Consider the following 26,406-nt stretch of genomic DNA (forward strand, 5'->3'; position numbering starts at 1 on the left):
CTGGGCCGAGCGCTGCGGCCCGAGCTTGCGCGAAATGATCCGGTGAACGAAGAAATATCCGCTCCAGATGGCAAAGGTCCCGCACCTCCGGTGAGTGCGGGACCTTTCCTTGGGCTCATGTCTCTCAGCCGGTGGGGGTGCCCAGTACGTCGCCCACCGGCCCGCCTACCCCAACAGGCCACCCACCAGGCCGGGTTCGCCCGAGGAGGAGCCCCCCGTGCCGGAGCCGCCTGTTGAACCACCGGAGGTGCTGGTGCCCCCGGTGGGGCCGGAGGTGGTGCTGGGGGCCTGCTGGGCCGGGGAGGACTGTCGGGGCGAGGTCTGGCCCGTGGTGCCCTGGGTCTGACTGGGCGAGCCGCCGATGGTGGCGCCGGTGTCATGGGTGGCGCCCGGGGCCGCGGACGGGTCGGTGGAGGGGCCGCTCGTGGCGCTGTGGCTGGGCGCGGTGGACGCCGACGGCTTCTTCTTGTGGGCCTTGGCGGAGTCCTGCGGGAGCGGGGAGCCGGGCAGTTCGTTGCGCGGGGCCTCTCCGGGGCCGGGGACGATCACCCGGTCGGCGTCCCGGACGGCACCGCCGAGGACGGAGCCGATCAGGAGGGTGAGGCCGGTGACGATGGCCGTGACGAGGGCACCGCGGCGCAGGACGTAGCTGCGCAGTTCCCAGATGTCGGAGTGGGGTCCGAGGCGGCGCCAGGCGCCGCCCGCGAGGCGTCCGTCGATGGAGTAGACGGGGGCGCCGGCGATGATCAGCGGGGACCAGGCGGCCAGGTAGATGATGTCGGGGGTGTCGTAGACGGGGACGCTCTTCCAGCTGACGGTGACGAGGAGCGCGGCGGAGAGGCCGGCGCCGACGACCGCGGCGACGCGCTGCCAGCAGCCCAGGATCGTGAGGACGCCCACGATGACCTGGAAGAAGGCGATGACGAGGCCGGCGCCGACGGGGTGCTGGAGGGCGAACTGGCGTAGGGGTTCGGCCACTTCCCAGGGGTGCAGGGTGTTGAGCCACTTGACCATGGAGCCGCGCTTGCCGCCGTCGAAGTAGACGGGGTCGCAGAGCTTGCCCATGCCGGCGTAGATGGTGATGAAGCCGAGAAAAATCCGGAGCGGGAGGAGGACGACGCCGAGGTTCATGCGGCGGCCCGGGTAGTAGGCGTGCCGGGCGGCCTCGTCGTTCTGTCGCCTGGCAGCGCGGTCGGCGCGGGTTTCGTCGAAGCCGTCGTCGAAGTGCTCGCCCTCGTGGGCGGGTTCGTCGTACGCGCTGCCGACTGTGCGCATGTGGGGCAGGAGTCGGGCGCCGTCGCCGCCGGGTGTGCGCTGGGCGCCGATGACCGGGGTCTGAGTGGTCTGGGCCAACTCGTCGTCGTAGTCGGCCCGGTAGCCGTGGTCGACGTCGATGCGGGGGATGACCTGGGTGGCTCCGGCGTCGACGGCGGGCCGCTCGGTATGGCCGACGCTGCCGCCCCGCACGGCCTGCAGCAGGCGGTGGGCGCCGGTGTCGTCGGGGTCGGACTTGCCGCTCCACACGACGGGCCGGCGGCGCCCCGCGGCGGGGGCGGCGCCGGCTCTGACCGCCGTGGCGCCGACGGCCGCGATGCGCGCGGTTTCCTCGGCGGCGCTCAAGTGCCGTGTGATGCGCTGGGATTGGGCGGTGTGCCGCGCCGACGCGCCCAGCTGGACGCGGAAGCTGGCGTGGTTGACGATGATCTGCGCCGGATCGCTCGGCACCTTCACCATGCTCAGCGCGGGAGCGTCATCGAGCCCGGTATCGAATCCCGACGAGCCGCCCCCCGTGGGTGTGCGGGGTGTTCTGGTGTCCACACTCATCTAACCGAGTGACGTGTGGTTAGGACACTGCTTTGACTCGCCGGATCTGTCCGGACCCCGTCAAAGTTGCCCCGTACGCCAGGAACACCCCATGTGGGGGACCGGCCGAACAGTCGTTCAGGCCCTTCGGCGAGCCGCCTCGTACAGCACGATCCCCGCCGCCACACCGGCGTTCAGCGACTCGGCGCCACCCGGCATCGGGATCCGCACCCGGTAGTCGCAGGTCTCGCCGACCAGGCGGGACAGGCCCTTGCCCTCGCTGCCGACGACGATGACGACGGGGCCGCCGAGGGCTTCCAGGTCACCGACCTCGTGCTCGCCGTCGGCGGCGAGGCCGACGACCGCGATGCCGGCCTTCTTGTACGCCTCCAGGGCGCGCGTCAGGTTGGTGCAGCGGGCGACGGGGGTGCGGGCGGCCGTACCGGCGGACGACTTCCACGCGCCGGCGGTCATGCCGGCCGCGCGCCGCTCGGGCACGAGGACGCCGTGGCCGCCGAAGGCGGAGACGGAGCGGACGGCGGCACCGAGGTTGCGCGGGTCGGTCACACCGTCGAGGGCGACGATCAGGGGGTCCTGACCCTCGTCGTAGGCGGCGCTCGCGAGGTCCTCGGCGTGGGCGTACTCGTACGGCGGGACCTGGAGGACCAGGCCCTGGTGGTTGAGCCCGTTGGTCATCCGGTCGAGCTCGGGGCGGGGGGCCTCCATGAGGTGGACGCCGCCCCGGTCGGCGACGAGCTGGAGCGCCTCGCGGACCCGCTCGTCGTTGTCGATGAACTGCTGGACGTAGAGCGTCACCGCGGGCACGCCCTCGCGCAGCGCCTCGACGACGGGGTTACGGCCGACGACCATCTCCGAGGTGCCCTTGCCGCCGCGGCCGCGCGGGGCGGGGCGGCGTACCGCCTGCTTCGCCTTGGCGTTGACGATTCGGTTCTTCTTGTGTCCCTTGCGCGCCTCGGCGGGCGGGGTCGGGCCCTTGCCCTCCAGACCCTTGCGCCGCTGGCCGCCACTGCCGACCTGCGCGCCCTTCTTGCCGGACATGCGGCGGTTGTTGGCTGCCATGACCTACCTGTTCTGCGTCAGTGAAACATGCGTGCGTCTATGCAGTGTGCCGCCCGGAGGGCCGGGCGGCACAATCGATCAAGAAAAGGGGCTAGCGGGAACCCAGCGACCAGCGCGGCCCCTGCGGACCGTCCTCGATGGTCAGTCCCGACTGGCCGAGCTGGTCGCGGATGGCGTCCGCGGTGGCCCAGTCCTTACGGGCACGGGCCGCCTCCCGCTGGTCGAGGACCAGGCGTACGAGGCTGTCGACCACGCCGTGCAGGTCCTCGCCGCGGCTCTCGTCGCCGGCCCAGTGCGGGTCGAGCGGGTCGAGGCCGAGGACGCCGAGCATGGCGCGCACCTCGGCGAGGCGGGCCACCGCGGCGTCCTTGTCGTCGGCCGCGAGGGCGCTGTTGCCCTGCCGGACGGTGGTGTGCACGACGGCGAGCGCCTGCGGGACGCCCAGGTCGTCGTCCATGGCCTCGGCGAAGGCGGGCGGGACCTCGGCGGCGGGCTCCACGGTCTTCCCGGTCAGTTCGGTGACGCGCTGCACGAAGCCCTCGATCCGCGCGAACGCCGACTCGGCCTCGCGCAGGGCGTCCTCGCTGTACTCGATCATCGAGCGGTAGTGCGGGGTGCCGAGGTAGTAGCGCAGCACGATGGGCCGCCACTGCCTGACCATCTCGGAGACGAGCACCGAGTTGCCCAGCGACTTGGACATCTTGTCGCCGGCCATGGTGACCCAGGCGTTGTGCACCCAGTAGCGCGCGAAGTCGTCGCCGTAGGCCTTGGCCTGGGCGATCTCGTTCTCGTGGTGCGGGAAGATCAGGTCGAGGCCGCCGCCGTGGATGTCGAAGGCGGTGCCCAGGTACTTGTGGGCCATCGCCGAGCACTCCAGGTGCCAGCCGGGACGGCCGGGGCCCCAGGGCGTCGACCAGGTCGGCTCGCCCGGCTTGGCGGACTTCCACATGGCGAAGTCACGCGGGTCCCGCTTGCCGGTCTCGCCGTCGCCGGACGGCTGGAGCAGGTTGTCCAGCTCCTGCCGCGACAGTTCCAGGTAGCCCGGGAAGGAGCGCACGTCGAAGTAGACGTTGCCGTCCGACTCGTAGGCGTGGCCGCGCTCGATGAGGCCCTGCATCATCTCGACCATCTCGGTCACGTGCCCGGTGGCACGCGGCTCGTATGTGGGCGGGAGGCAGCCGAGGGCGGTGTAGCCGTCGTTGAACGCGCGCTCGTTCTCGTACCCGATCGACCACCAGGGGCGCTTCTGCTCGGCCGCCTTCGCGATGATCTTGTCGTCGATGTCGGTGACGTTGCGGACGAAGGTGACGTCGTAGCCGCGGTACTCGAACCAGCGGCGCATGATGTCGAAGTTCAGGCCGGAGCGGATGTGGCCGATGTGCGGGGCCGCCTGCACGGTGGCGCCACAGAGGTAGATCGAGACGCAGCCCGGCGTGAGCGGGGCGAAGTCACGGATCTGCCGGGCGCTGGTGTCGTACAGGCGAATAGTCACGGGACCTAGGGTAGTGGGCCGAAGGGGGTGCGTGGAGCAGTCCTTTTGTCACCCTTCCCTTACGGCCGATCGTCACCCTTCTCTTACGACCAGAGCCGTCGCCACCGCCATCAGTCCCTCGCCGCGTCCCGGGAAGCCGAGGCCGTCCGTGGTGGCCCCCGACACCGACACCGGGGCTCCCGCCGCCTCCGACAGGATCTTCTGCGCCTCGTCCCTGCGCTTGCCGATCTTCGGGCGCGGACCGACCACCTGTACGGCGATGTTGCCGATCCGGAAGCCCGCCTCGCGCACGATCCGGGCCGCCTCCGTCAACAAGGTGACGCCGGACGCACCCGACCACTCGGGGCGGCCGGTGCCGAAGTGCTGACCGAGGTCTCCGAGGCCGGCCGCGGAGAAGAGGGCGTTGCAGGCGGCGTGGGCGACGACGTCCGCGTCGGAGTGGCCGGCCAGGCCGGTGCCCTCGCCCTCCCACTTCAGGCCCGCGCACCACAGGTCGCGGCCCTCCTCGAAGGCGTGGATGTCGGTGCCGATGCCGACCTGGGGCAGCACGGACTCAGAAGCCATCGTTGAGCCTCCTGCGGGCCAGGACCGCCTCCGCGAGGACCAGGTCCAGCGGGCGGGTCACCTTGAAGGCCTCCTCGTGACCGGGCACGACCATGACGGTGAGCCCGAGTTGCTCGACCATGCTCGCGTCGTCGGTGACGTCCTCGGTGACCGTCTCGTGGGCGCGGATCAGGGTCGCCCGGTCGAAGCCCTGCGGGGTCTGTACGGCACGCAGGCGCGCGCGGACCGGGGTCGCCACCACCGGCTCCGGCGTACCGGGAGCGGTCGCCGGCTCGACCTCTTTCACCGTGTCCGCGAGGGGCAGCGCGGGGACGACGGCGGGCGCGCCCTCGCGTACGGCCTCGATGACGGCGTCGACGGTGTCGACCGGGACGAGCGGGCGGGCCGCGTCGTGGACCAGGACGATGTCGAAGTCGGCGGGCAGGGCTTCCAGGCCGAGCCCGACCGACTCCTGCCGGGAGTCGCCGCCGGGGACGACGAGGAAGTCCGTCCGCTCGGGCAGGGCGTGGGCGTCGAGGAGGGACTTGACCTCGCCGGCGCCGTCGGGCGGGGCCACGACGACGACCAGGGAGACGGCACGGGACGCGGCCATCGCGCGGACCGCGTGGATCAGCATGGGGGTGCCGTTCAGCGCGCGTAGCGCTTTCGGGGCGCCCGGACCGAGGCGTACGCCCCTTCCGGCGGCCGGAATCACCACCGCGGTGCGGGCCCCCGCCCGTGCTTCGGCGGGCGAAGGACGCGAAACGTCAGACATCGGTTCCTGTCAGGTTTGTGTGCTCGGCCAACGTGGGTACGGAGACAGCGTGCCGGGCGCGACGCCTTGACCGGACCCTTCCGTGACACCGGTCGAGCTTGCTGCCCGGGCCCGGCACGCCAAGTATCGGGGGATCTTTCTCCGAGAGGAACACGCACGGGAAACAGGCGCAGGGCACTTCGGGCGTCAAAGGTCCGGCAACAGAATCTCCGGTTCCACAGAACGTCCGGTTGCGGAGACAGACATGCCGCAGCGCCCGGCGACAGCTGTTGCGTCATCGGGCACCGCGGCATTTCAGTGCGGCATTTCAGATTCAGTGTGTGCTGAGCTGGGCGGGCAAGGTGCCTGCACAGGAACGCTCAGGACGCGAGAACCTCGTCGAGCAGCGCCTCGGCCTTGTCCTCGTTCGTGTTCTCCGCGAGGGCGAGCTCACTCACCAGGATCTGCCGAGCCTTGGCGAGCATGCGCTTCTCACCTGCGGAGAGTCCACGCTCGCGCTCACGACGCCACAGGTCACGCACGACTTCCGCGACCTTGATGACATCGCCGGAGGCGAGCTTCTCCAGGTTTGCCTTGTAACGACGGGACCAGTTAGTGGGCTCCTCGGCGTACGGCGCGCGCAGCACCTCGAAGACCCGGTCCAGCCCGTCCTGACCGACCACATCACGCACGCCGACGAACTCCGCATTGTCCGCTGGCACACGTACCGTCAGGTCACCCTGGGCGACCTTCAGCACCAAGTAGGTCTTGTCCACGCCTTTGATCTGGCGAGTTTCGATAGCCTCGATCAGCGCGGCCCCGTGATGGGGATAGACCACGGTGTCGCCAACCTTGAACGTCATGTGACAGGTACCCCTTCCGTGGCTATCCAGGGTAACACGGAAACTGCGGGTTCTGAATGGCGTTTTCGCAGGTCAGGGCATATCTCGGGGCTTGACAACAGCAACAGGAACGTGCTGCGCAGGCCGAGCGGAAGAAGGAATTCGCAGGTCGGAGCGGCTCTCCGGTCGAGGTGAAACGCGTACGTTACACGCATCCGGAGGACCCTCCGAGCGGGCGAACGTCCACAAATGTCCGGTTCCAGGTGTGCGAGTTCCGCTACTCCGTTCGGTGTCCGGAGTCACTTCCCCGCCGAATCCGAAATTGATCACACGCGGTCGGCTGATCAGGTGGTGATCAATTCCGGGGGCGATCGCGCATTCCTTCACGGAAGTTTTGCTACTGGATGCCGAAGACTCTTATGTGAATGCCGGACGAGCGCCGGAGTGCCGGGTACAAGTGACTCACGGGTCACTTGTGAACCGAGTGACACGCCCCTTGGGGAGGGTCGGGTGCGGCCTCGCGGGAACGGCTCGGTAACCTGAGGCCGCTGACAGACACTTAGCGCGGCTTTCCGGGCCGCCCCGCTCAAGTCAAGGAGTTGCCGCCCCCGTGAGCAGCAGCCTTCGACGCGGCGCCCTCGCCGCCTCCGCCATCGCGTTCTCGTTCGCCGCGCTCTCCGCGTGCGCGGCCGGCAGCGACGCCCAGACCCTGGAGGTCAAGCCGGACAACGCGGAGACCCGCGTGGGCGTCATCAAGCTCCAGAACGTCGTGGTGATCACCCAGCCGTCCACCCAGGCCTCCGGCGAGACCAAGGGCCCGGCCGTGGTCTCCGCGACCGTCTTCAACAACGGTGACAAGCCCCAGACGCTGGACTCCGTGAGCGTCGACGGCGGCGGCAGCGCCCAGATCACGCCCGCCAAGGGCAAGGGCAAGGTGACCGTCCCGGCCCACGGCTCCATCATCCTCGGCGGCAAGGACAACGCCGCGGCCGCCGTGAGCGAGATCGGCCCGGGCGTCAAGAACGGCAACGCCCAGAAGGTCACCTTCACCTTCAGCACGACCGGTGACGTGAGCGTGCGCGCCTTCGTGGTCCCGGCCGACAGCTACTACACCCAGTGGGGCCCGAGCGCCGTCCCGTCGGCGCCGCAGACCTCGCCGAAGCCGACCGGCTCCGCGACCCCGACCGGTTCGGCCACCCCGGGCGGCTCGGCCACGCCGACCGACGCGGCGTCCGCGAGCGCGACGGCCACCGAGTCGGCCGCGAGCCACTGAGCAGCCGTACGAGACCCTCGTACGAGACGAAGGGCGGGACCTCCGAGGAGGTCCCGCCCTTCTGCGTACGGCAGCTGTTGTCTACGGCTCGAACTTGTAGCCGAGACCGCGCACCGTCACCAGGTACCGCGGCGCGCCCGGGTCCGGCTCGATCTTGGCGCGCAGCCGCTTGACGTGGACGTCGAGGGTCTTGGTGTCGCCGACGTAGTCGGCGCCCCAGACACGGTCGATGAGCTGCATGCGGGTCAGGACGCGGCCGGCGTTGCGCAGCAGCATCTCCAGCAGGTCGAACTCCTTGAGGGGCAGGTCGACCTTGGAGCCGGAGACCGTGACCACGTGGCGGTCCACGTCCATACGGACCGGACCGGCCTCCAGCGCGGCCGGGGTGACCTCCTCGGGCTCGCCGCGGCGGCGCAGGACGGCGCGGATCCGGGCGACCAGCTCGCGTGAGGAGAACGGCTTGGTGACATAGTCATCGGCTCCTATCTCCAGGCCGACGACCTTGTCGATCTCGCTGTCCTTGGCGGTCACCATGATGACGGGGACGTTGGAGCGGCCGCGCAGCTGGCGGCAGACCTCCGTGCCGGGCAGGCCCGGCAGCATCAGGTCGAGGAGGACGAGGTCGGCGCCGTTGCGCTCGAACTCGTCGAGTCCGTCGGGGCCGGTGGCCGCGATGGCGACCTCGAAGCCCTCCTTGCGGAGCATGTAGGAAAGGGCGTCGGAGAAGGACTCCTCGTCCTCGACGACGAGCACTCTGGTCACGGAAGGACCTCCGGGGCGGGAAGCGGGTCGTAAGAAGCCGACTCGGGGGTGGAATGCCCGTCCTCGTCGTCGAGGTCGGGGTGCTGGAGCGCGCGGTCGCGGGCCGCGCCCGCCTCCGGCAGTCTGAGGGTGAACGTGGAGCCCTGTCCCTCCGAGCTCCACACCGTGACCTCCCCGCCGTGCGAGGCGGCCACGTGCTTGACGATCGCGAGACCGAGGCCCGTGCCGCCGGTCTGGCGGGAGCGGGCCGGGTCGACGCGGTAGAAGCGCTCGAAGATGCGCTCCTTGTCCTTGTCGGAGATGCCTATGCCCTGGTCGGTGACGGCGACCTCGACGAGGTCGCCGCCCGGCACGGACACCCGGCGGGCGGCTATGCCGACGCGGGTGCGGGCGGGCGAGTAGTTGACCGCGTTCTCGACGAGGTTGCCGAGGGCGGCGGCGAGCTGGCCGCGGTTGCCCCAGACGCGCAGGTCGGCCGCGCCGGCGGCGGCCATGGTGATCTGTTTGGTGCCGGCCTGGTGCCGGCAGCGGTCGATGGCCTCGGCGACCAGCTCGTCCACGCGGACCGGCTCGGCGTCCTCCAGCGGGTCGTCGTTCTGCACCCGGGAGAGGTCGATGAGCTCCTGGACCAGGCTGGTCAGGCGGGTGGCCTCGATCTGCATACGGCCGGCGAAGCGTTCCACGGCCTCCGGGTCCTCCGAGGCGTCCATGACGGCCTCGGACAGGAGGGAGAGCGCGCCGACCGGGGTCTTGAGCTCATGGCTGACGTTCGCGACGAAGTCGCGTCGTACCGCTTCGATCCGCCGGGCCTCGGTGAGGTCCTCCACCAGGAGCAGCACCAGCCGGGAGCCGAGGGGCGCGACCCGCGCCGAGACCGCGAGGGCCTCGCCACGTCCGGTCCCCCGCCTCGGCAGGTCCAGCTCGACCTGGCGTATCTCCCCGTCCCGCCTGGTGTCCCGGGCCATCTGGAGCATGGGCTCCACGGAGAGCTTGCCGCCGCGGACCAGCCCGAGGGCGTATGCGGCGGAGCTGGCCTTGACCACGGCGTCGGCCTCGTCGAGGACCACGGCCGAGGAGCGGAGCACGGACAGGACGGTGTCCACGCCCGGCGGAAGCACCGGGTCCGTGTGCAGGGAGGTGCGGGTGGGGCGTTTCTGCTCCCGCTCGCTCCAGCGGAACGCCAGCATGGCGATGACACCGGTGAGCACACCGGCGATCGCTGCCGCTGCGGCGACCGCCGCGTTCACGTCCATGCCACCAGGTTAGGCATGGGATCGGTCGTGGCCACAGCCGTCCGAGTGCGAGCTCGAACACTCGTCGCCCAGAGTTCACCTTGGAGCCGGTGTTGGTTCATTTGGGAGGGCGGAAACGGACGCGTAGGGGGCCGAACGTGGGAGCGTGGGGTACGCAGCACCGGTTTCACGGCCGGTTTTGGCCCCTGGCACCCACAGGAATGACGTACGAGAGGGAACCGAACATGCGGGACGCGTACCACGAGGAACTTGATTCGATCGGCGACGGTCTGGTGGAGATGGCCCGGCTGGTCGGCTCGGCGATCGGACGCGCCACGACGGCCATCCTCGACTCCGACCTGAAGCTGGCCGAAAGCGTGATCGAGGCCGACCAGAAGGTCGACGACCTCCAGCACGACCTGGAGGCCAGGGCCATAGCACTGCTCGCCCGCCAGCAGCCGGTGGCGACGGACCTGCGTATCGTCGTCACCTCCCTGCGCATGTCGGCCGACCTGGAGCGTTCCGGCGACCTGGCACAGCACGTGGCGAAGCTGGCCCGGCTGCGTTTCCCCGAGAAGGCCATCCCGCACGACCTGCACGCGACGATCCTGGAGATGGGCCAGCTCGCGCAGCGCCTGATGGCCAAGGCGGCGGAGGTCATCATCACCAAGGACGTCGACCTGGCGCTCCAGCTGGAGCAGGACGACGACGCGATGGACCTGCTGCACCGCACGCTCTTCCAGCACCTGCTGGACGACAAGTGGAAGCACGGCATCGAGACGGCGGTCGACGTGACGCTGCTCGGCCGCTACTACGAGCGCTTCGCCGACCACGCGGTGTCGGTGGCCAAGCGGGTGGTCTACCTGGTGACGGGTGAGCACGCGGACGACCTCCAGCAGGACATCCAGCCCGTGACGGGGGTCGAGGGCGCCTGAACCGGCGCTTTCGGGTCTTTTCGGGGTGTGCGCGAGCCTCTGTGCGCCGTTGATGCGCCCGTGGGGGCGGGCATGCAATGGGCACAGGGCCTGATCCGACAGTCGGTCCGGCAGTCGGCACGTACTGGCTCTCGCCTCGAGGAGGGACCCATGGCCGAATCCCCCAGCACTCCCCAGCCCGACCCCACGCAGGAACGCCCGACCGAGCAGCCCGCAGCGATCAGGACCCTGACGGTCATCGGCGCGTGCGGCTGCGGCTCGGGATGCGGGTGCGGGTGCCAGTCGGGCAGTCCGTGCCAGTGCGGTTGATCTCGTACGACGGTGAGGGGCCCCGGGTGATCCCGGGGCCCCTTGTCGTTCCGGGTCGCCCGGGCGGGTGGGGAGGGGGAGCATGGGAGGCAGGGGCGGGGCGCAGGAGAGACCGTTCGGCTCGGGGATGGCAGGAAGGTGCAGGCCATGGCGCGGTTCATGGACGTACACCGTGGGATGCACGGCATCACGGCCGACCAGCTGATGGAGGCCCACCAGGCCGACCTCGCGATAGAGAACGAAGAGGGCGTGCACTTCGAGCGCGCCTGGGCGGACCCCGAGTCCGGCCTCGTGTACTGCCTCTCGGAGGCACCGTCACCGGAGGCGGTCCAGCGGATCCACGAACGCACGGGACACAAGGCGGACGAGATCCACGCGGTGCCGCTGTCGGTCTGACCGCGTCTGGGGGCGCGGCCTGACGTCCGCGCCCGTCTCGTGGAACTGGATCCGGCGAACAGAGTCTCCGTCAGCACACCAGGGCAGTCGTGAACGTTCTGCGTTCGACGATGGCCCCACGCGACTCCGTTCCAGGGAGATCAGCGATGACAACCATGGAGAGTTTCGACCTTCTGCAGCCGTACAAGATCGCTGAGGAGACGTTCGTCATCCCGTGGGCCCTTGAGGCCCCGCCGATGGGCCACTTCCCGATGAACTCGATGGTGATCCGGGGAACCGAACCCGTCCTCGTGGACACCGGGGCGCCCGCAGTGCGCGCCCAGTGGCTGGAGGCAGCCTGGTCGGTCGTGGACCCACTGGACGTACGGTGGATCTTCCTCACCCACGACGACCGCGACCACGCCGGCAACCTCCTGGCAGTCCTCGCGGAATGCCCGAACGCGACTCTGCTGACGACATGGTTCTCCATCGGCCGCATGGCCGAGGAGTGGGAGACCCCCGTCAACCGGTGCCGCTTCATGACCGACGGCGACACGATCGACGCGGGCGATCGCACCCTGGTCGCCAAGCGACCGCCCCTGTACGACAACCCCACAACCCGCGCCCTGTTCGACGCGAAGACCGACGTCCTGTGGGCCGTTGACACCTTCGCCACGAACGTGCCGACCCCGGTGCCCGAAACGGCGGCGCTGTCCCCGGACGAATTCCGCGACGGCCAGTTCTTCGGCGGACGGCTGGTCTCCCCCTGGGTCGCCCTGCTGGACGCCCGAAAGTTCGGAGCGGTCGTCACCGACTTCCAGCATCTGAACGCCGAGGTCATCGCCGGCTGCCACTGCCCGGTCCTCCGCGGAACCCAGATCTCCGAGGCCTACGACCTCCTCCGCCAACTCCCCGGAGCCCCGCCGTGGGCAGAGTTCACCCAGGCCGACCTGGACCAGTGGATGGCGGTCGCCGAGAGCTCGGTACCACCGGAACAACCCCGCCCGTCGGGAACGTGACTGCGGCCCGCGCGAGTGCCGCGACGGTGTGACGGCCTGACCAGAGGACTACCCCTGAGCTGTCCGGAGCGAGTGCTGAGCGACAAACCAGGTCGACGTGGATCAGTGCGCCACCCGATCATTTGTTCATGCCCTTGAGAGAGACCCTTACCCGAGTCGATGCAGACCTGGCCGCCGGCCGGGTTCCCGTCGCGCGCCAGCGTCTGCGCGGTCTCGTCTCGTCCTTCCCGTACGACCTGACGCTCCGTCGGCGTCTGGCCGAGGTGTACCGGCTCTTCGGCGACGCCGCCGAGGCCGGCCGCTGGATGTACCTCGAAGAGGACCGCAACGCCGACGAGACCGCCGCCTTCGAGCCGCGGTACGGGTCTCCCGGGTGGCGGATGAAGGCCCTCGCCTGGCGCGGCCCCGAGGCCATGGCTGCCACGGCCTTCGCGGAGGGACAGCTGATCGCAGTGCGGACCGCCTGCGCCGAGGAGCTGGGGCACCCCGTTGACTGGGCCGACCCCGCCTCCTACCGGAACGGCCTGGACGAGAAGTACGAGGTGCCCTCCCAGCCGTGGACGGTCGTCGGCGTGCTGGCGGGCGGCGGCTGCCTGGTGGGCGTCCTTGCGTTCCTCGCGATCTGGGTGACTGGGGTCGTTGCCCTCTTCGACTGACCCAGGCCACGAGGGCCGGTGAACGGGACACCCGGCGACGAGTGAATTGGTCCCGCGGTTTCGGCCCGTCAGTCACGCAGCTACGCGGCGAGGACAAACAGGGGCGGTGGGCTCATGGGCCTGGCGCTCGCCCCCGGTCGTCGTCGGCCGCTGTCGAGTGCCCACTGACGGCCCAGGGACGGCCCAGGGTTCGGGCCGGCCGCTTCGGTGACGACCTTCTGCTCCGTAGCTCTACGCGGATCGGTCGCAGGCGGGCACAGCGGCCTCGTCCAAGGAGCGACTGCCGAGCAAGGATGCGGAGGTAGGTGGAAGGCTTGTGGCATGGCCCTTCGAACTTGGGTGGATTTGCGCGGTTCCTGGCGGCCGGGTCATGCGCCGGCGCTGCTCATGATCCCGCTGGGGCTGATCGTTGCGGTCTGTGTGGTGGATGTGCTGGCTCCGCCGCATATTCACCTCGGTCCACTGCTGGTGGCGGCGCCCGCGATCACGGTGGCGTACGCCGGCGCCCGTGCGACGGCGTTGATGGGAGCGCTCGCGGTGGCGGCCCAGGTGCTGATCGGTGTCCTCAGAGGGGTCCTGACCACGGCGAATATTCAGGCCCAGATCGCTGCTCTGATCATCGTCTCGATCATCTGCGTCACGATCTGCCTCGTGCGGGACCGGCGCGAGTGGCAGTTGCGCCGTGTGCGGTCGGTGGCCGAGGCGGCGCAGAGTGTGCTGTTGCAGCCGCTGCCCACACACGCCGGCCCTCTGCGGATCGCCGCCCTCTACCTCCCCGCGGAGGAAGAGGCCGAGCTGGGCGGAGACCTGTACGCGGCCGCACGGACCGACCACCACAGCACCCGGCTCCTCATCGGAGATGTACGCGGGAACGGCATGGCCGCGATCAGCAACACCGCTCTGCTGCTCGGGGCCTTCCGCGCGGCTGCCCATCGGCAGGCCACCCTTCCCCGCCTCGCTGTCCACCTGGACGGCGCGTTCCGCTGGGACACCAGCCAGTGGCGACCAGAGGCTGCGCAGGACACCAGCGAGGACTTCGCCACCGCCATCCTGCTCGACATTCCCGACCATGATCCGGTCGTCCACCTCATCACCTGCGGCCACCCACCGCCACTCCTCCTTCGCGGGAAACAACTCACCCCACTCACCACCGAGGCCAGTCACCTTCCGATCGGATTCGGTGGTGCCTTCGGCATCTCCACATACGACGTCCAGACCTTCCCGTTCGAGGTCGGAGACCTGTTGCTCCTCTATACGGACGGTGTCATCGAAGCGCGCAATCCTGCCGGTGTCTTCTACCCGTTCACCGAACGGGCGCAGGACTGGACCGCGGACGACCCCGACCAACTGCTGCGCCACCTTCGGGAGGACCTGCTGGCCCACGTCCAGGGACACCTCGATGACGACGCGGCCGTAGTCGCGATCCGACGCCAGGCAGTCTGAGCCCTCCCCCCGGGTCCACAGCGAGTTCGGCGTCGTCGTCGGGGGCGAGCGGGATATCGCTGTGGGAACAGACGGTCCTGATCTCCCCGGACGCGATCACGAAGGTGCGGGCCAAGAACCTGCTGGTGCGCAGTGGCGGGCGGAGGTGCATTCTGAGAGGTGGAGTGCTCAGGTCAGTGAGCTGTACCGGAAGCCGCCGACAGACAACGTCTTGAATCAGGGAGCTGGTCATGCCGTCCCTGCACTTCCATGTGAACTCCTCGATGAGCCCCGCCGAGGTCATGGGTGTTCTGACGAACTTCAGTCCGTCCCGTGTCGAGGAGTGGCCTTCCATCGATGCCGAACACTTCCAGGTCCACGAGCGGGGTGATACATGGGCGGAAGTGACCGAGGGGAACGACAAGTCGTGGGAGCGTGCACGCTACGAATGGGACCCCTCGACGAACATGGTCACCGTCACCACTCGTGACTCGGTGCCTTTCGGTTCGGGTGGCTGGCAGTTTCAGATGACTCCCGCGGACAACGGCACCCGCGTCGACGTCAGACTCGAACGGCACCCCACCTCGTTCAAGTCGAAGGTGATGTCCTCGATCATCCCCTTCGCGGGGCCGGTGTTCCGCAAGTCCTTCAAGGAACCCCTGCACACCACGTAGTCGCGCCGCTGATGCACAGAAGTCGCGTCATCCCGACAGCCCAGGACCGTGCCCCTACGGGAGTTTCATGACCTCACAGGGTTCAGGGAAGCAGCCTTCACTCGCACGCGCTGTCGTTGTGGCGCGTCACGGGAGGCTCTGGCTGGTACCGACCGTCCTGTCCGCACTGGTGGCACTGTGCCTGACGCTGCTCTACATGGGCGGCATCCTCAACCCGAACGGCAACCTGCGCCATCTGCCCATTGCACTGGTCGACTCGGACCAGGGACCGCCGCTGCCAGGACAACAACAGACCCTGGGCGCACAGGTGAGCCGGTCGGTAGCCGCGGCGACCCCACCGGACGCCGTGCAATGGCGCCGGCTCAGCCAGGCTCAGATGCAGGACCAACTCGCGTCGGGCAAGATCTACGGGGCTCTGGTGATCCCGAGCGACTTCACCAGCTCGGTGGCGGCACTGACGACCACCCAGGCCACCACGCGGCCCGCCCTCACCGTCCTGACCAACCCCGGGCTGGGCAGCCTCGGCTCCTCCCTGGCCGGCCAGATCACCCAGCGCGCGGCTCACCAGGCATCCCTGACGATCGGCCGGCAACTGGCAGCCCACGCCTCCGAACGGGGCACCGACACCACGACCCGCTCGCTCCTGGGTGACCCTGTCACCGTCATCACCAAGGTGGGCCATCCCATCGGGGGCCACAGCGGCCTCGGCCTGAGTGCCTTCTACTTCACATTGCTGCTGGTGCTGACCGGATTCGTCGGCGGAAACATCATCAACAACGGCGTCGACGCCGGCCTGGGATACACCGACAACGAGATCGGGCCCTGGCACACCCGACGCCCCACCGTGCCCATCAGCCGCACACAGACGCTGCTGCTGAAGATGCTCATGACCGCGGGCATCTGCGTGCTCACCACCAGCCTGCTCATGATCGCCGCGATCGGGATCCTGGGCATGGACGCCTCGCACCTGCCCCTGCTGTGGATCTTCTCCTACTGCGCGAGCCTGGCCGTGGGCCTGGGAGTGCAGGCCATCAACGCCGCCTTCGGCGGGATCGGCCAAGTGGTCTCCATGTTCGTGTTCATCGCCCTGGCCCTGCCGTCCTCGGGGGCGACGATTCCCCTCCATGCCGTACCGGGTTTCTACCGCTTCCTGGCGCTGTTCGAACCAATGCGGCAACTGAGCGACGGCGTACGGGCCATCCTCTATTTCGACGCCCGAGCCGACGCCGGCCTGACGCGCGGCTGGGTCATGATCGCCATCGGCAGCGCCCTCGCCCTGCTGTTCGGGTTCGCCATGGTTCTGTACTACGACCGCAGGGGACTGCACCGTTTGACCGCACGCCCTGCATCCCCCGCGTCCCCCCGCGCACCGGAGTCGTGACGGCCCTTGCCTGCACGTCTGTCCCCGCGACCTGCCGATCGCGTGCATCGGCACGGCCGGCGGCGCACTCGCCCTGTGGGCCGGGGCCTCGGCCGAGATCGTCACCCCGACGGCCCTGCTGATCGTCCTCGACGTCCGTATCCGACGCCGACGAACGTGACGGCCCGAGGCCATCGAAAAGCCCCCCACCCGCAGCTGAACCGCAGGTGGGGGGCTTGATCGTGTCGCGTTACTTCTTCTTGCCCTGGGTCTGGCGGGCCCGTATTTCGGCCCTGGTCAGCGGGGTGTGCACCTCAACTGACCTGCGGTTGAGCTGTCGTTGTTGGTCGTTGTTGGTCGTCGTCGGTCGACCTCGGAGGGCCCACAGAGGGCCCGGTGGCGTCACCACGGACCTACAACTACGAAGAGGAGCACCCCCAGCCGAGACACTTCATCCTCTGCCTTGGGCGGCTCCATACTGCTGCCACAGCGGAGCGTTGCGCTGGCGAAGCTAATCGACAGGAACGGTCCCGGGCCAAGGCTCCGGCTCGTTCACGACTACCATATTTTCATCACATTCGCGTGCCCGCCTGTCCCATTTTTCCCGAAATTCATCAGGCATTTCAGATGGCGCAGTGGTGTACTTACTCAATCGAGCATCGAACAAAGCACTGGTCAGAATGGGAGGATCCTCAATTGCGGCGAAAGTCAAATCAGCATCAACCATACTTTTGACATTAAGATAGGTTTCGATGAGCTGAGCACGAGTAAAGGTGGCCTTATCAAGAGTCGCACCGGAAAGATTTGTCCGATTGAGACTTGCATAGTCCAGCTTGGCTTTTTCCAGGCGAGCATCCCTGAGATTGCACCCATTGAGATTTGCGTATCTGAGGTCTGCTCCTCTGAGATCCGTTCGGGATAGATCCACCGTTACGCTCTTCACCTGAGGTCGACGAGCGAGAACGGTTAGAGCTGCCTGCACGTCCAGACCCGGGCCACCCGAGTCACCTGTAGTTGACGGTAGGGGGGAACGCGTTCTGACGAAGGCAGCCAGTACCTTAACTACCGTTGAGAAGTCTTTCTCGCTATCTCGCATGATGCGTTCAAGGGCATAAATTCCACCAAGGCGCTGTGTCAGGTCTTCAGAGCTGAGCAACTTAATCGCTTCGACATATCGACCGGTTACTTGTCCCTCGCGAGTCAGTTCCACCTGTTCTCGATCTTTTTCGCGAGCGTGCTCAAATTGTTCTTGACTGTGGAGATAGAGCTTTTCAGCATGGCGATGACTTTGATGGGTGTAGTACAGACCTATTCCGGCGACGAAGCCAGCACCTAGTGCTACAAGGGCGGTGCGGACTCCGGTGATGATCACCCCATCGGCGGGCTGGAGATTCTTGTCACGAATGTGTGCGCCGTCGACCCACCATGGCCCGCGCCATAGCAAAAGCGCATATACGACTACAGCAGCTAGCAGAGCCACCCACGGGAGGATCCTTTTGGTCCGCTTCCAAGTGAGACGCATAATCTTCCAAATGTCATAGAGAGCCGACGCGATGAGTCCGGCCTGGGGCCCGCCGCGTGGGAGCGGGACGGACCGCCTTGATGAGACAAGGAAAGTTCAGGAACAGGCGTCCATGGCCGTGATCACTGCAGCAGTGTCGCCCTGGTAGAGGAAGTGCGGTTCGTCTGCCTGGGGAGGAATGAACCTGGTCCGGTACCGCTGAAGGTCGCTCTCTGAAAAGTAGATTGAGTTCGGATCGCCCGCATGGAACTCGTTACGCTTTTTGATTCTCGCCCAAAGCTCATCGTGACTGGCCGCGAGGTAGACCAGTACGGGGTAGGCGCCAGCGTCAGTGGCAATATCTCGCCATCGGGCCCGGTCTTCCGGGGTCCAAAAGCCGTGGTCAACGACTACATCGTGTCCAGCACTCAGGTGCTCCCTGAGTTCAACCGCCACATCTTCGAGCACAGGCCGCTCAAGAGTGGGGAATGTGCCTCGCGGAAAGTCGACTCCATAGACGCCATGTCGGCGGAACATCTCTTCATCGGGGCACAGACGCACGAACCCGCGATCCGTGAGGGCCCGGGAAAGGGTGGTCTTGCCGGAGCCCGGGAGTCCGGTCATCAGGACGCAGAACGGTGGACGTGGTGGCATCGGTCTCGTCATGGTCTGGGAGATGGCGGCCATCTCCGCTTCGGCTTCGAGCGTGATTGTGCCAGCCGCGCGGGCTGCAAGGAGTGACCCTAGGCGCTCTTCGAGCACGTTCGCGAGCGTGTCATCCATCACCGTCATGGGGCGACCTCCGACTCCGTGCGCCATGTGCGGCCAGGACCTCCGAGGTCCACGCCGTACTCCACGATGTTCCCCTCGCTGTCCACGAACTTTGCCGTCATCACGACCACTGGTTCCGTGGGGGGGCGTTCGGGGTCTAGCTCCAAGAGCTGTGCGTACTCCGGCGTCAGAAGGCGCGCTGTGGCTGTGTCGATGCGATGACTGATCGGGTGGCCGGTCACCTGGGCAATGAGCTGAAGCGAGGTTCCCCCGGTCAGTCGCTCACTCTCCGCTAGTTGCGGGATCAGCTTCCCGTAGCGAGCGGGGATCCATGACGTGCTGTGGGCAACGATGCCGTGCCGGTCTCGGTAGACCCGGCTTCGGCGAATCACGTCGGAGCCGGGCTGAATGTCCAGCGCTTGGGCTACGTCAGCAGGCGCTGACACTACGGCAGCTTGATGCGAGTCGGACCTTTCACCTGTCCCCCAACTGGATCCGGTACGGCGTCCTCGGTCCTGTCGCTGGGACCCCGATGACATCGGAGCCGGCTGATCCAGCACCTCGGTGCCGATCCCATGGATCCCGCGCACAAGCCCCTCGTTGCGCAGCTTGCGCAGAGCCTTTTCGGCTGTCGCGGTGCTCACTTTCCACTCTTCCGAGAGGTTCTTGATGCTCGGCAAGAGCGTCCCTGGCTCTAGCTGACCAGACGTAATCAGCTCCGTGTAGTGGGCGGCAATCTTCGCGTACGGCGCCCGATTGTCGGCCTGGCCTGCCATGTTGCCTGCTCCCTGTCGGTCACTTCCCTGAGGTTCCCTAGCTTACCGCTTGACACCGCAGGGAACCCTAGGGAACCTTAGGGATGTGCCCGCCGGTCACTTCGGGGAGCGGCGGTCGCTGAAACCTCGGCACACCTGTGTTCAAAGCGGGCGTGAACCAGAGGTTGTGTCAACGCCCGGAGGGCTCCGTGAAACGGGCTCGAAGGAAGCGACTGTCGTTTGAAAACTCAACAGCGTGCTGAGGAAGACCGCCCTACCCCTGCAGTGCAACAGGGCGGCGTGCGCGGGTTCTGTCCCCGCGTACGAGTACAGCGCAATCCGACCTTTCCGCAGCTCAACGGCTGCGGCCGGTTGCCTCCGCTGCTCGTCTCGTACGAGTGGCGCTGAGGGGAGCCGGATCAACCGACTTCAACGGCGCGCGGCCCCGGGTGGCTAGACCCGGAGCCGCTGTTCGGGCCGTTCCACGCTGAGAGGAAGACGACCCAATGGACCACATCGTCACTGTTCAGGACGCTGTTACCGCGTTCGCCGACTTCATCGAGCCGACGGGCGCCGAGCTGGACGCGATCGAGCAGGAGATGCCGCTGATCCTGGCGGACGTCGACCTGCTGGACGCACAGATCATCACCCTCGACCGCACGCCGAACGAGCTGGACGCCCGCCGCATCCGCCGCGCCCGCCGTCGGGTGCTGGCCGAGCGGCGCACACTCGCCAACCAGGGCGCCACCGCCACCGCTGGAGGCGCGGCGTGAAGGCCAAGACCGTACTGCCCGCTGTCGCGATGACGGCGGTGTCCATGGTCCTGACCCTGGCCGTGGTGATGATGTGGCTGGGCGCGGCCGTGCCGTGGCCGGTCGCCCTGGTCGTCGGTCTCGGCATCGACGGGGGTTGGCTTGCCACCCTCGCCTACGAACGGCGCCTCGCCGCTCAGGGCGACCACAGCCGGATCGTCACCGGGGTTGGCTGGTTCTTCGGTCTGATCGCGGCCGGTGTCCTGGTCGCCCACGCGCTGACCGCCGAAGAGTCGGCCGGCGCATGGTTGGCCGTGGCGTGGCTGCCGATCGCCGCGAAGGCGCTGTGGCTGGTTCACGGACTGTGGGAGCGCACCGCGCTGACCCCCCTCGCGTTGGACGCGATCCGGGGCATTCAGCAGGAGGCGCGGGATGAGGCGGCCGTGGCGCGGGCCCGGCTGCGGGCGGACGCGGCGACCGAGGAGACCCGGCTGACGGCCGTGACGGGGGCCGGTGCCCGCGTCGCACGCGTGCAGGCCAAGACCGCCAAGACCCTGGCGGGGGCGTGGTCGACGCTGGAGGAGACGCGGCAGGGCGAGGACACCGGTAGGGCGCTGACCAGCGTGACGAGCCGCGTCACATCCGGCGTCACACCGGTGTGGGAGCTCCCCGTGTGGGGGCCCACCGAACCGGTCCCCGCGCTCTCGCTGGAGTCGGGTCCCGCGCTCACCGATGCGGCGCTTGACGCGTTGGTCGACGGGATCACTCACAGCGAGACGCCTGCCCTGTCGTATCGCGAGATGGCTGCCCGGTTTCGCCAGGCCGGTCATTCCGCCTCCGAGGTCCGCCTTCGGGCCGCGTGGAAGCGCGTGGCGTGAGCGCGCGGTTCTGGGACCCACACGGCACCAAGTTCGGCATCCCCACCTACCCGTGGCGCCTAGCGCCGGACGGCTTAGCCACCCGCCGACAGCTCCGCATCCGTGGACTGCGGCCGGGCGGTCAGGACATTGCGGCGCAGGTCCTGCGCCCGCGTCGTCGACGAGGGCCGTTGACTGCGTACCTGTACCGCGTCGACCTCGCCCTGCCGGTGCGGCCGATGACCCCGGCTCGGTGGGCCGCGCTCGCCAAGGCCAATGCCGCTCGCCGCCGCTGCCCCGAGTGCCACCAAGACGCCGGATACATCATCCCGCCCACGCTCGGCATGTGCGTGACCTGCGCCTATTCCGAGGAACAGCGCGCCGCTTGAACCACCGAATCCCGGGTCCGGCCGCCCACCTTCCACAGCAAGCCGGCCGGACCCTTCGACTCCCGAAGGAGTGCGTACATCGTGACGGAGAACCCCACCTTCCCGCCCCCCGAGGACCCGGAAGGCACCGAAGCTCCGACGGCTGAGGTCCTGCCGTTCCCGCTGAAGAAGACCGCCCCCGCCGACTCGCCCGCGCCCACCGGCGAGGGTGTGGTGAAGCCGGGGGAGTGGGAGGCCGAACTCCCCGACACCGACGACCCCGAGGCCGAAGGCTTGACCGACGGGGCGCCGGTGGACCCGCCGCGCGAGGTCTACCCGCCCTCCGTGGCCGAGTGGATGGAGGCCAGGGACAAGGCTCGCCTGCCGGTCCTTCCCGACTGGGTGAAACTGCCGGACCAGCGAACGGCCGTGCGCAAGTGGGCTGTTCGCCACTACTCGGCTGTGGTCGGCTACCACGCCGTTCGCTTGCCCTGCATCTACACCCCGAAGATCCTGTGGTACTCGCCGCGCGGGGCGTGGCGTTGGTCAACGGCGATCGGCCGGTGGGTGTTCGACGCGGAAGGCAAGACGCTGCGCCTGGCGTCGGTGGCGAACGAGGATGCGGCGGAGTACCTGAAGCTGTCGCGGCAGCGCAACGACCGCGTGAGGCTGCGGGGCATCGTGGCCGCGATCGCCTCCCTGGTCGGCCTCGCCGCCGCGCTGACCTTGTACGTCATGGCCCCGTCGTGGCTGCTTCTGCTGGCCGTGGCCGCGCTGACGACCACGTTCGGGGCGGTTGGGGCGCCGGCCGATCGGCCGCTGATCGACATGGCCAAGGTGACGTTCCGCAAGCGGCGGCTGTCCTCGGACATCGTCATCCGCGCGCATGAGGCGTCCGGTCTGACCACCAAGGATCAGACGATCGCGTTCCCGCGGCCGATCGGCCGGGACGGCGACGGCTGGCGGGTGGTGGTGGATCTGCCGTACGGCAAGACCTTCGAGGACGCGGTGAAGGCTCACGCCCGCCTCGCCTCCGGCATGGACATCGCCCCCACTCAGCTCTTCCTCGACAAGGACGAGACGAGCGGGCGGCGGGTGTCGTACTGGATCGCCGACCGCGACCCCCTCGCCGTCCCGTCGGGCAAGTCCCCGCTGCTCGGGGCAACCCGGGTGGACTTCTGGAAGCCGTTCCCGTGGGGTGTCGACGAGCGCGGCAACCCGGTCATGGCCACGATGCTGTGGCTGTCGTTGCTGGTCGGCGCCGTGCCCCGGCAGGGCAAGACGTTCTCTGCCCGCACGATCGCCCTCGCGGCCGCGCTGGACCCGTACGTGCGGCTGTACGTGTTCGACGGCAAGGCGTCGCCGGACTGGCGCAAGTTCGCGCTGGTCGCGCACCGCATCGGGTTCGGCATCGTGCCCAAGAACGGGTTCGACCCGGTGCAGCACCTGCTGACCTCGCTGCGGGAACTCAAGGCGGACGTCGAAGACCGCTACCACCGGCTCTCGGAACTGCCGCTGCATGTCTGCCCGGAGGGCAAGCTGACCCCGGAGATCAGCCGGGACAAGAAGCTGAACATGCCGCTCACGCTGTTCGTGGTGGACGAGGTGCAGGAGTACCTGACCCACCCCGAGCACGGCAAGGAGATCCTGTCCCTGATGGTCTACCTCGCCCGGGTCGCCCCGGCCGTGGGTGTCTCCGTGATGACGTCGACGCAGAAGCCGGACGACAAGGCATGCCCCTCCGAGCTGCGTGACCAGCACCAGGCCCGGTTCGCGCTGCGGGTCGGCGCCTACCAGGTCTCCGACGTCATCCTCGGTGCCGGGTCCTACAGCGAGGGTCTGGACGCGTCCAAGCTGCTGAAGTCCCACAAGGGCGTGGGTCTGCTCAAGGGCATGTCGGACGACTCGGGGATCGTTCGCACCTACCTCGCTGACGGCCGCGACGCGGAACGCATCCTCACTCGTGCCGCCGCGCTGCGGGAGGCGGAGGGCACGTTGTCCGGCGACGCGGTCGGCGAGGCCCCGGCCCCGGAGGTGTCTGCGACGATCCTGGACGACGTTGCTCAGGTGTTGGGCAAGGGCGAGGCCAAGGTGTGGTCCGAGAGCATCGTCGACCGGCTCGCCGACCTGCGCCCTGACGTCTACGGCCCGTGGGCCGAACTGGACGCCAAGCCCAAGGCCGAAGCGCTCACCGCAGCGCTCAAGCCGTTCGGCATCGGCACCCTGCAGATCAGCCGGCGCATCGACGGCGAACAGGTCAACAAGCGCGGCATCAAGCGCGACGACATCGCCACCGCGATTACACAGCGCAACGAAAAGCGGGACGTCGGATAGGTCTCACAGCCTGCTACCGGTAGCGGCATGCGTCGCTACCGGTAGCAACCCTGCTAGCGACCAAAACCGCCCCTGATCAGGCCGCTAGCAGATAGCGGCCCACCTGCGGAAACCCCGAAAACCCGCCTGAGAGGCCCCTGATGAGCCTTCCCCTCCTTGCTATCGCCTGCCTACTCGCCGTCACGCTCGGTTACGGCGTCAAGTGCTGGCTGAGCCCGTTCGGCGACTGCCGCACGTGCCACGGCATGGGCCACGGCTTCAAGACCAACCGCAAGGGCCAGACCAAGCGCGGCCGTGACTGCCGCCGCTGCCAGGCCACCGGCAAGCGCATACGCGTCGGCCGCTGGATCTACAACCGCGCCGCCCGCACCTACCGCGCCGGCACCCGCTGACCCCACCCGGAGGACCCATGGTCATCACCATCCCCCTCGTTCTGCTCCTCGCCGCCGCACTCGCCGCACTGCTGCGCTTCCGCGCGGTCGGCGCCGGTGCGGCCGTCGTCGCCGCGCTCTTCGGCTTCTACCTCGCCGCCACCGACGCGAGCGACACCGTCAACCAACTCGTCACCGCCGTCACCGGCGCCCTCGCCGACATCGGCCGCTAGAAGGGAGACCAGCACCGTGAACGAACCCACCACGTACGGCCGTCCGGCCGGACACACCACGGCGGCCGTGGAAGTCCACCACCCCACACCGCTCACCCCGGTCCAGCACGCCGCGCGGCTCATGCCCATGCAGCCCGGCACCATCCCGTCCGTGACGAGCATCGTCCTGCCCGACGGCCGCGTCGTCACCGGCTACACCCTCGAACCCGCCAAGCCCGAACCGGTCGTCGCCAAGCCCGCCGTCTCGCGCGCCGCGGTGAACGTCGCCCTCGGGGGCGTCGGGTTCCTCGCCGTGTGCGGCGGACTCGTGCTGCTGACCACCTTCATTGCCGCGCTCGCTGCGCTGGTTCACCAGCTCATCATCCTCGCCGCCGTCATCTTCGGAGGCTGGGTCGCCGTGCAGGTCTTCAGCGCGAGCGGCCGTGGCGGCGGGACGACGGTCAACATCCGCAAAGCCGTCATCAAGCGGAACAAGTTCTACGGCTGACAGGAGCCTACGTGTTCGAGATCCGAGCCATCTGCGACCCCGGTGACACCGACCGCGTCACCACCGCGCTCACGACCGCGTTCATGACGGGTGAGGTGCGTACGTACCCGACCCGGGACGGCAAGCGCACCCGCCTCTACCTCACCGCCGACCACCGCCCCACCCCGCAGGACTGGCCCACTCCCGAGCAGGCGTACGCGAACGCCCCCAGCATCAACAGTGAGATCGGCTGGACGGCACGGTTCCTCGTCGACTCCGCATGCTTCACCCAGCTGGGCAGGGAGTTCTACCTCCGCAAGGCCGCCTGCTTGGATCGCATAGCGCTCCTGGACAAGCCCGACATGTTCGGCGACGCCACCGAAGCCGCCGACGCGGCGGCCCTGTACCTGCTCGACCTCGACCAGCCCGGCGTGATCTGCGACCCGCGCGCCTATGTCCGTCAGCAGTACGCACGCTCGCTCGCCGACCAATAACTACGCCAAGGGCGGCCCCCTCGTCTCGCCAAAGTCGCGGGGCCGCCCTTGTCCACCTGCCACGAACTGACCTGTGGAGGTCTCCAGCATGACCCAACCCACGGACATCAGGCGAGAGGGACACCGGGCCTCGCCTGACGAGCACCTGCGCACCGCGCTGCGGCTCGCCGCCTCCGGCGTCCCGCCCCTGCCCCTGCGGGCGGGGAAGCTGCCCTTCGGGAACTGCCAGGCCTGCGCCCGCAACGCGTGCGGTGGCCGGCCGAACATGAAGACCCCCGGCCCCTGCACCTGCCCGGCGCCCTGCCACGGATGGGCCGCCGCCACCACCAACCCCCACGTCATCAGCTCGCCGACGTGGGTACACGCGTGGCGGGAAGCGGCAGCGGTGGCCTACCACCCGGGCGGCGCGGGCCTCACCGTCGTCGACCTCGACAACGCCGAAGCCATTGCGCGGGCCCGCGCGAGCCTGCCCGCCACCCGGACCGTGCTCACCACCCGGGGTGAGCACTGGATCTACCAGGGAGTCATGTCCTCCGCCAACGCCGTACTGCCCGGCGTCGACGTCAAGTCCCTTATGGCGTACGCCCGTTGGCTCGGACCGGGCACCGGCGCCATCGCCCCTCTCCCGGACGCTGTCCGCGCCCTGGCAGTAAAGGAACCATCCCCGGCCCGCAGGCCGCCACAGACGCTCACAACGCCCCTCAGGGGCGGACAGGGGGAGTGCCGCCACCGCACACCTACCTACCTAGACCGTGGCATTGCCATGGCGGAGCAGCGCATCACCGAGGCCCGCAGCGCGATCCACGCCACCGTCTACCGCACGTTCCTCGCCGTGCTCTCGACGCACGGAGGGTGCGACTGCCTCACCGATGCCCATGTCGCGCGGCTGTTCACCGCCGCGCAGGCCAAGGGCGAGTCGGTCCGGCACTGCATCGATGCGTGGACCAACGCCCGCACCGCACTGGGGATGTGA

The 26,406-nt window shown here is 68.6% G+C and carries 28 protein-coding genes; 17 read left to right on the forward strand and 11 right to left on the reverse strand.

All coding sequences use genetic code 11. The annotated features are described in order from the left end of the window. Positions 1-165: 165 nt before the first annotated feature. The 6 genes from ABZT93_RS20935 to ABZT93_RS20960 form a co-directional block, all read right to left on the reverse strand. On the reverse strand, positions 166-1,824 hold the full coding sequence (locus ABZT93_RS20935) for a DoxX family membrane protein (RefSeq protein ID WP_356106416.1): 1,659 nt from the start codon (positions 1,822-1,824) through the stop codon (positions 166-168). 117 nt (positions 1,825-1,941) lie between these two features. Continuing rightward, positions 1,942-2,883: a 23S rRNA (guanosine(2251)-2'-O)-methyltransferase RlmB gene (gene rlmB / locus ABZT93_RS20940; RefSeq protein ID WP_356106418.1), complete on the reverse strand. Its 942-nt coding sequence runs from the start codon at positions 2,881-2,883 to the stop codon at positions 1,942-1,944. A 91-nt stretch (positions 2,884-2,974) separates the two neighbouring features. After that, entirely contained in the window at positions 2,975-4,375 is a 1,401-nt protein-coding gene (gene cysS, locus ABZT93_RS20945; RefSeq protein WP_356106420.1) for a cysteine--tRNA ligase, read from the reverse strand. 72 nt (positions 4,376-4,447) lie between these two features. Next, on the reverse strand, positions 4,448-4,939 hold the full coding sequence (ispF, locus tag ABZT93_RS20950; RefSeq protein WP_356106422.1) for a 2-C-methyl-D-erythritol 2,4-cyclodiphosphate synthase: 492 nt from the start codon (positions 4,937-4,939) through the stop codon (positions 4,448-4,450). After that, positions 4,929-5,693, reverse strand: a complete 765-nt coding sequence (gene ispD / locus ABZT93_RS20955; RefSeq protein ID WP_356106424.1) for a 2-C-methyl-D-erythritol 4-phosphate cytidylyltransferase — start codon at positions 5,691-5,693, stop codon at positions 4,929-4,931. The genes ispF and ispD overlap by 11 nt, the downstream gene beginning before the upstream one ends. A gap of 359 nt (positions 5,694-6,052) precedes the next feature. Then, positions 6,053-6,535 carry a CarD family transcriptional regulator gene (locus ABZT93_RS20960; protein WP_003953493.1) on the reverse strand — a complete coding sequence of 161 codons (483 nt, stop codon included), beginning with the start codon at positions 6,533-6,535 and terminating at the stop codon, positions 6,053-6,055. A gap of 589 nt (positions 6,536-7,124) precedes the next feature. Here ABZT93_RS20960 and ABZT93_RS20965 point away from each other — a divergent pair. Continuing rightward, entirely contained in the window at positions 7,125-7,787 is a 663-nt protein-coding gene (locus ABZT93_RS20965; RefSeq protein WP_356106426.1) for a DUF461 domain-containing protein, read from the forward strand. An 81-nt stretch (positions 7,788-7,868) separates the two neighbouring features. Here ABZT93_RS20965 and ABZT93_RS20970 read toward each other — a convergent pair whose 3' ends face one another. Both ABZT93_RS20970 and ABZT93_RS20975 read right to left on the reverse strand, forming a co-directional pair. Then, positions 7,869-8,549, reverse strand: a complete 681-nt coding sequence (locus tag ABZT93_RS20970; RefSeq protein WP_007382946.1) for a response regulator transcription factor — start codon at positions 8,547-8,549, stop codon at positions 7,869-7,871. Beyond that, positions 8,546-9,802, reverse strand: coding sequence for an ATP-binding protein (locus tag ABZT93_RS20975; protein ID WP_355744322.1), 1,257 nt, complete (start codon positions 9,800-9,802; stop codon positions 8,546-8,548). Before ABZT93_RS20975 ends, ABZT93_RS20970 begins: the two co-directional genes overlap by 4 nt. 224 nt (positions 9,803-10,026) lie before the next feature. Between ABZT93_RS20975 and phoU the strand changes: the two genes are divergently transcribed. The 7 genes from phoU (at position 10,027) to ABZT93_RS21010 (ending at position 16,552) form a co-directional block, all read left to right on the forward strand. Beyond that, positions 10,027-10,716 (forward strand): phosphate signaling complex protein PhoU, encoded by a 690-nt coding sequence (phoU, locus tag ABZT93_RS20980; protein WP_356106428.1) that lies wholly within the window; start codon positions 10,027-10,029, stop codon positions 10,714-10,716. Positions 10,717-11,172: 456 nt separating this feature from the next. After that, positions 11,173-11,421 carry an SCO4226 family nickel-binding protein gene (locus ABZT93_RS20985; protein WP_356106430.1) on the forward strand — a complete coding sequence of 83 codons (249 nt, stop codon included), beginning with the start codon at positions 11,173-11,175 and terminating at the stop codon, positions 11,419-11,421. A 146-nt stretch (positions 11,422-11,567) separates the two neighbouring features. Then, on the forward strand, positions 11,568-12,419 hold the full coding sequence (locus ABZT93_RS20990) for an MBL fold metallo-hydrolase (protein WP_356106432.1): 852 nt from the start codon (positions 11,568-11,570) through the stop codon (positions 12,417-12,419). Between the two features lie 128 nt (positions 12,420-12,547). Continuing rightward, a complete protein-coding gene (locus ABZT93_RS20995) occupies positions 12,548-13,075 on the forward strand; it encodes a DUF6584 family protein (protein WP_356106434.1) in 528 nt (175 codons plus the stop codon). Positions 13,076-13,396: 321 nt separating this feature from the next. Further along, positions 13,397-14,518: a PP2C family protein-serine/threonine phosphatase gene (locus ABZT93_RS21000; protein WP_356106435.1), complete on the forward strand. Its 1,122-nt coding sequence runs from the start codon at positions 13,397-13,399 to the stop codon at positions 14,516-14,518. Between the two features lie 230 nt (positions 14,519-14,748). After that, positions 14,749-15,171 (forward strand): hypothetical protein, encoded by a 423-nt coding sequence (locus ABZT93_RS21005; protein WP_356106437.1) that lies wholly within the window; start codon positions 14,749-14,751, stop codon positions 15,169-15,171. A gap of 118 nt (positions 15,172-15,289) precedes the next feature. Further along, on the forward strand, positions 15,290-16,552 hold the full coding sequence (locus ABZT93_RS21010) for a DUF3533 domain-containing protein (protein ID WP_356106439.1): 1,263 nt from the start codon (positions 15,290-15,292) through the stop codon (positions 16,550-16,552). A gap of 490 nt (positions 16,553-17,042) precedes the next feature. On the opposite strand, the gene ABZT93_RS21015 is transcribed toward ABZT93_RS21010, so the two are convergent. The 3 genes from ABZT93_RS21015 to ABZT93_RS21025 all read right to left on the reverse strand — a co-directional run bounded on the left by ABZT93_RS21015 (position 17,043) and on the right by ABZT93_RS21025 (position 19,579). Then, complete coding sequence (locus tag ABZT93_RS21015; RefSeq protein ID WP_356106441.1) at positions 17,043-18,011, reverse strand: pentapeptide repeat-containing protein; 969 nt, start codon at positions 18,009-18,011, stop codon at positions 17,043-17,045. 138 nt (positions 18,012-18,149) lie between these two features. Continuing rightward, positions 18,150-18,824 carry an ATP-binding protein gene (locus ABZT93_RS21020; protein ID WP_356106443.1) on the reverse strand — a complete coding sequence of 225 codons (675 nt, stop codon included), beginning with the start codon at positions 18,822-18,824 and terminating at the stop codon, positions 18,150-18,152. Then, a complete protein-coding gene (locus ABZT93_RS21025; RefSeq protein WP_356106445.1) occupies positions 18,821-19,579 on the reverse strand; it encodes a GntR family transcriptional regulator in 759 nt (252 codons plus the stop codon). The genes ABZT93_RS21020 and ABZT93_RS21025 overlap by 4 nt, the downstream gene beginning before the upstream one ends. A 485-nt stretch (positions 19,580-20,064) precedes the next feature. On the opposite strand from ABZT93_RS21025, the gene ABZT93_RS21030 reads away from it, so the two are divergent. The 9 genes from ABZT93_RS21030 to ABZT93_RS21070 all read left to right on the forward strand — a co-directional run bounded on the left by ABZT93_RS21030 (position 20,065) and on the right by ABZT93_RS21070 (position 26,406). Next, on the forward strand, positions 20,065-20,331 hold the full coding sequence (locus ABZT93_RS21030; protein WP_356106447.1) for a DUF6284 family protein: 267 nt from the start codon (positions 20,065-20,067) through the stop codon (positions 20,329-20,331). Beyond that, positions 20,328-21,188 carry a protein spdB gene (locus ABZT93_RS21035; RefSeq protein ID WP_356106449.1) on the forward strand — a complete coding sequence of 287 codons (861 nt, stop codon included), beginning with the start codon at positions 20,328-20,330 and terminating at the stop codon, positions 21,186-21,188. The genes ABZT93_RS21030 and ABZT93_RS21035 overlap by 4 nt, the downstream gene beginning before the upstream one ends. Continuing rightward, positions 21,185-21,556 carry an RRQRL motif-containing zinc-binding protein gene (locus tag ABZT93_RS21040; RefSeq protein WP_356106451.1) on the forward strand — a complete coding sequence of 124 codons (372 nt, stop codon included), beginning with the start codon at positions 21,185-21,187 and terminating at the stop codon, positions 21,554-21,556. Before ABZT93_RS21035 ends, ABZT93_RS21040 begins: the two co-directional genes overlap by 4 nt. Before the next feature lie 81 nt (positions 21,557-21,637). Then, positions 21,638-23,869: a cell division protein FtsK gene (locus tag ABZT93_RS21045; RefSeq protein WP_356106452.1), complete on the forward strand. Its 2,232-nt coding sequence runs from the start codon at positions 21,638-21,640 to the stop codon at positions 23,867-23,869. Positions 23,870-24,009: 140 nt separating this feature from the next. After that, positions 24,010-24,261 (forward strand): hypothetical protein, encoded by a 252-nt coding sequence (locus ABZT93_RS21050; RefSeq protein ID WP_356106454.1) that lies wholly within the window; start codon positions 24,010-24,012, stop codon positions 24,259-24,261. Between the two features lie 17 nt (positions 24,262-24,278). Beyond that, positions 24,279-24,473, forward strand: coding sequence for a hypothetical protein (locus ABZT93_RS21055; RefSeq protein ID WP_329442597.1), 195 nt, complete (start codon positions 24,279-24,281; stop codon positions 24,471-24,473). Between the two features lie 16 nt (positions 24,474-24,489). Continuing rightward, positions 24,490-24,960, forward strand: coding sequence for a hypothetical protein (locus ABZT93_RS21060; protein ID WP_356106456.1), 471 nt, complete (start codon positions 24,490-24,492; stop codon positions 24,958-24,960). 11 nt (positions 24,961-24,971) lie between these two features. Further along, positions 24,972-25,433 (forward strand): hypothetical protein, encoded by a 462-nt coding sequence (locus tag ABZT93_RS21065; RefSeq protein WP_356106458.1) that lies wholly within the window; start codon positions 24,972-24,974, stop codon positions 25,431-25,433. Positions 25,434-25,521: 88 nt separating this feature from the next. Further along, entirely contained in the window at positions 25,522-26,406 is an 885-nt protein-coding gene (locus ABZT93_RS21070) for a bifunctional DNA primase/polymerase (RefSeq protein ID WP_356106460.1), read from the forward strand.

The organism is Streptomyces sp. NPDC005303 (assembly GCF_040607335.1).
Classification (GTDB): Bacteria; Actinomycetota; Actinomycetes; order Streptomycetales; family Streptomycetaceae; genus Streptomyces.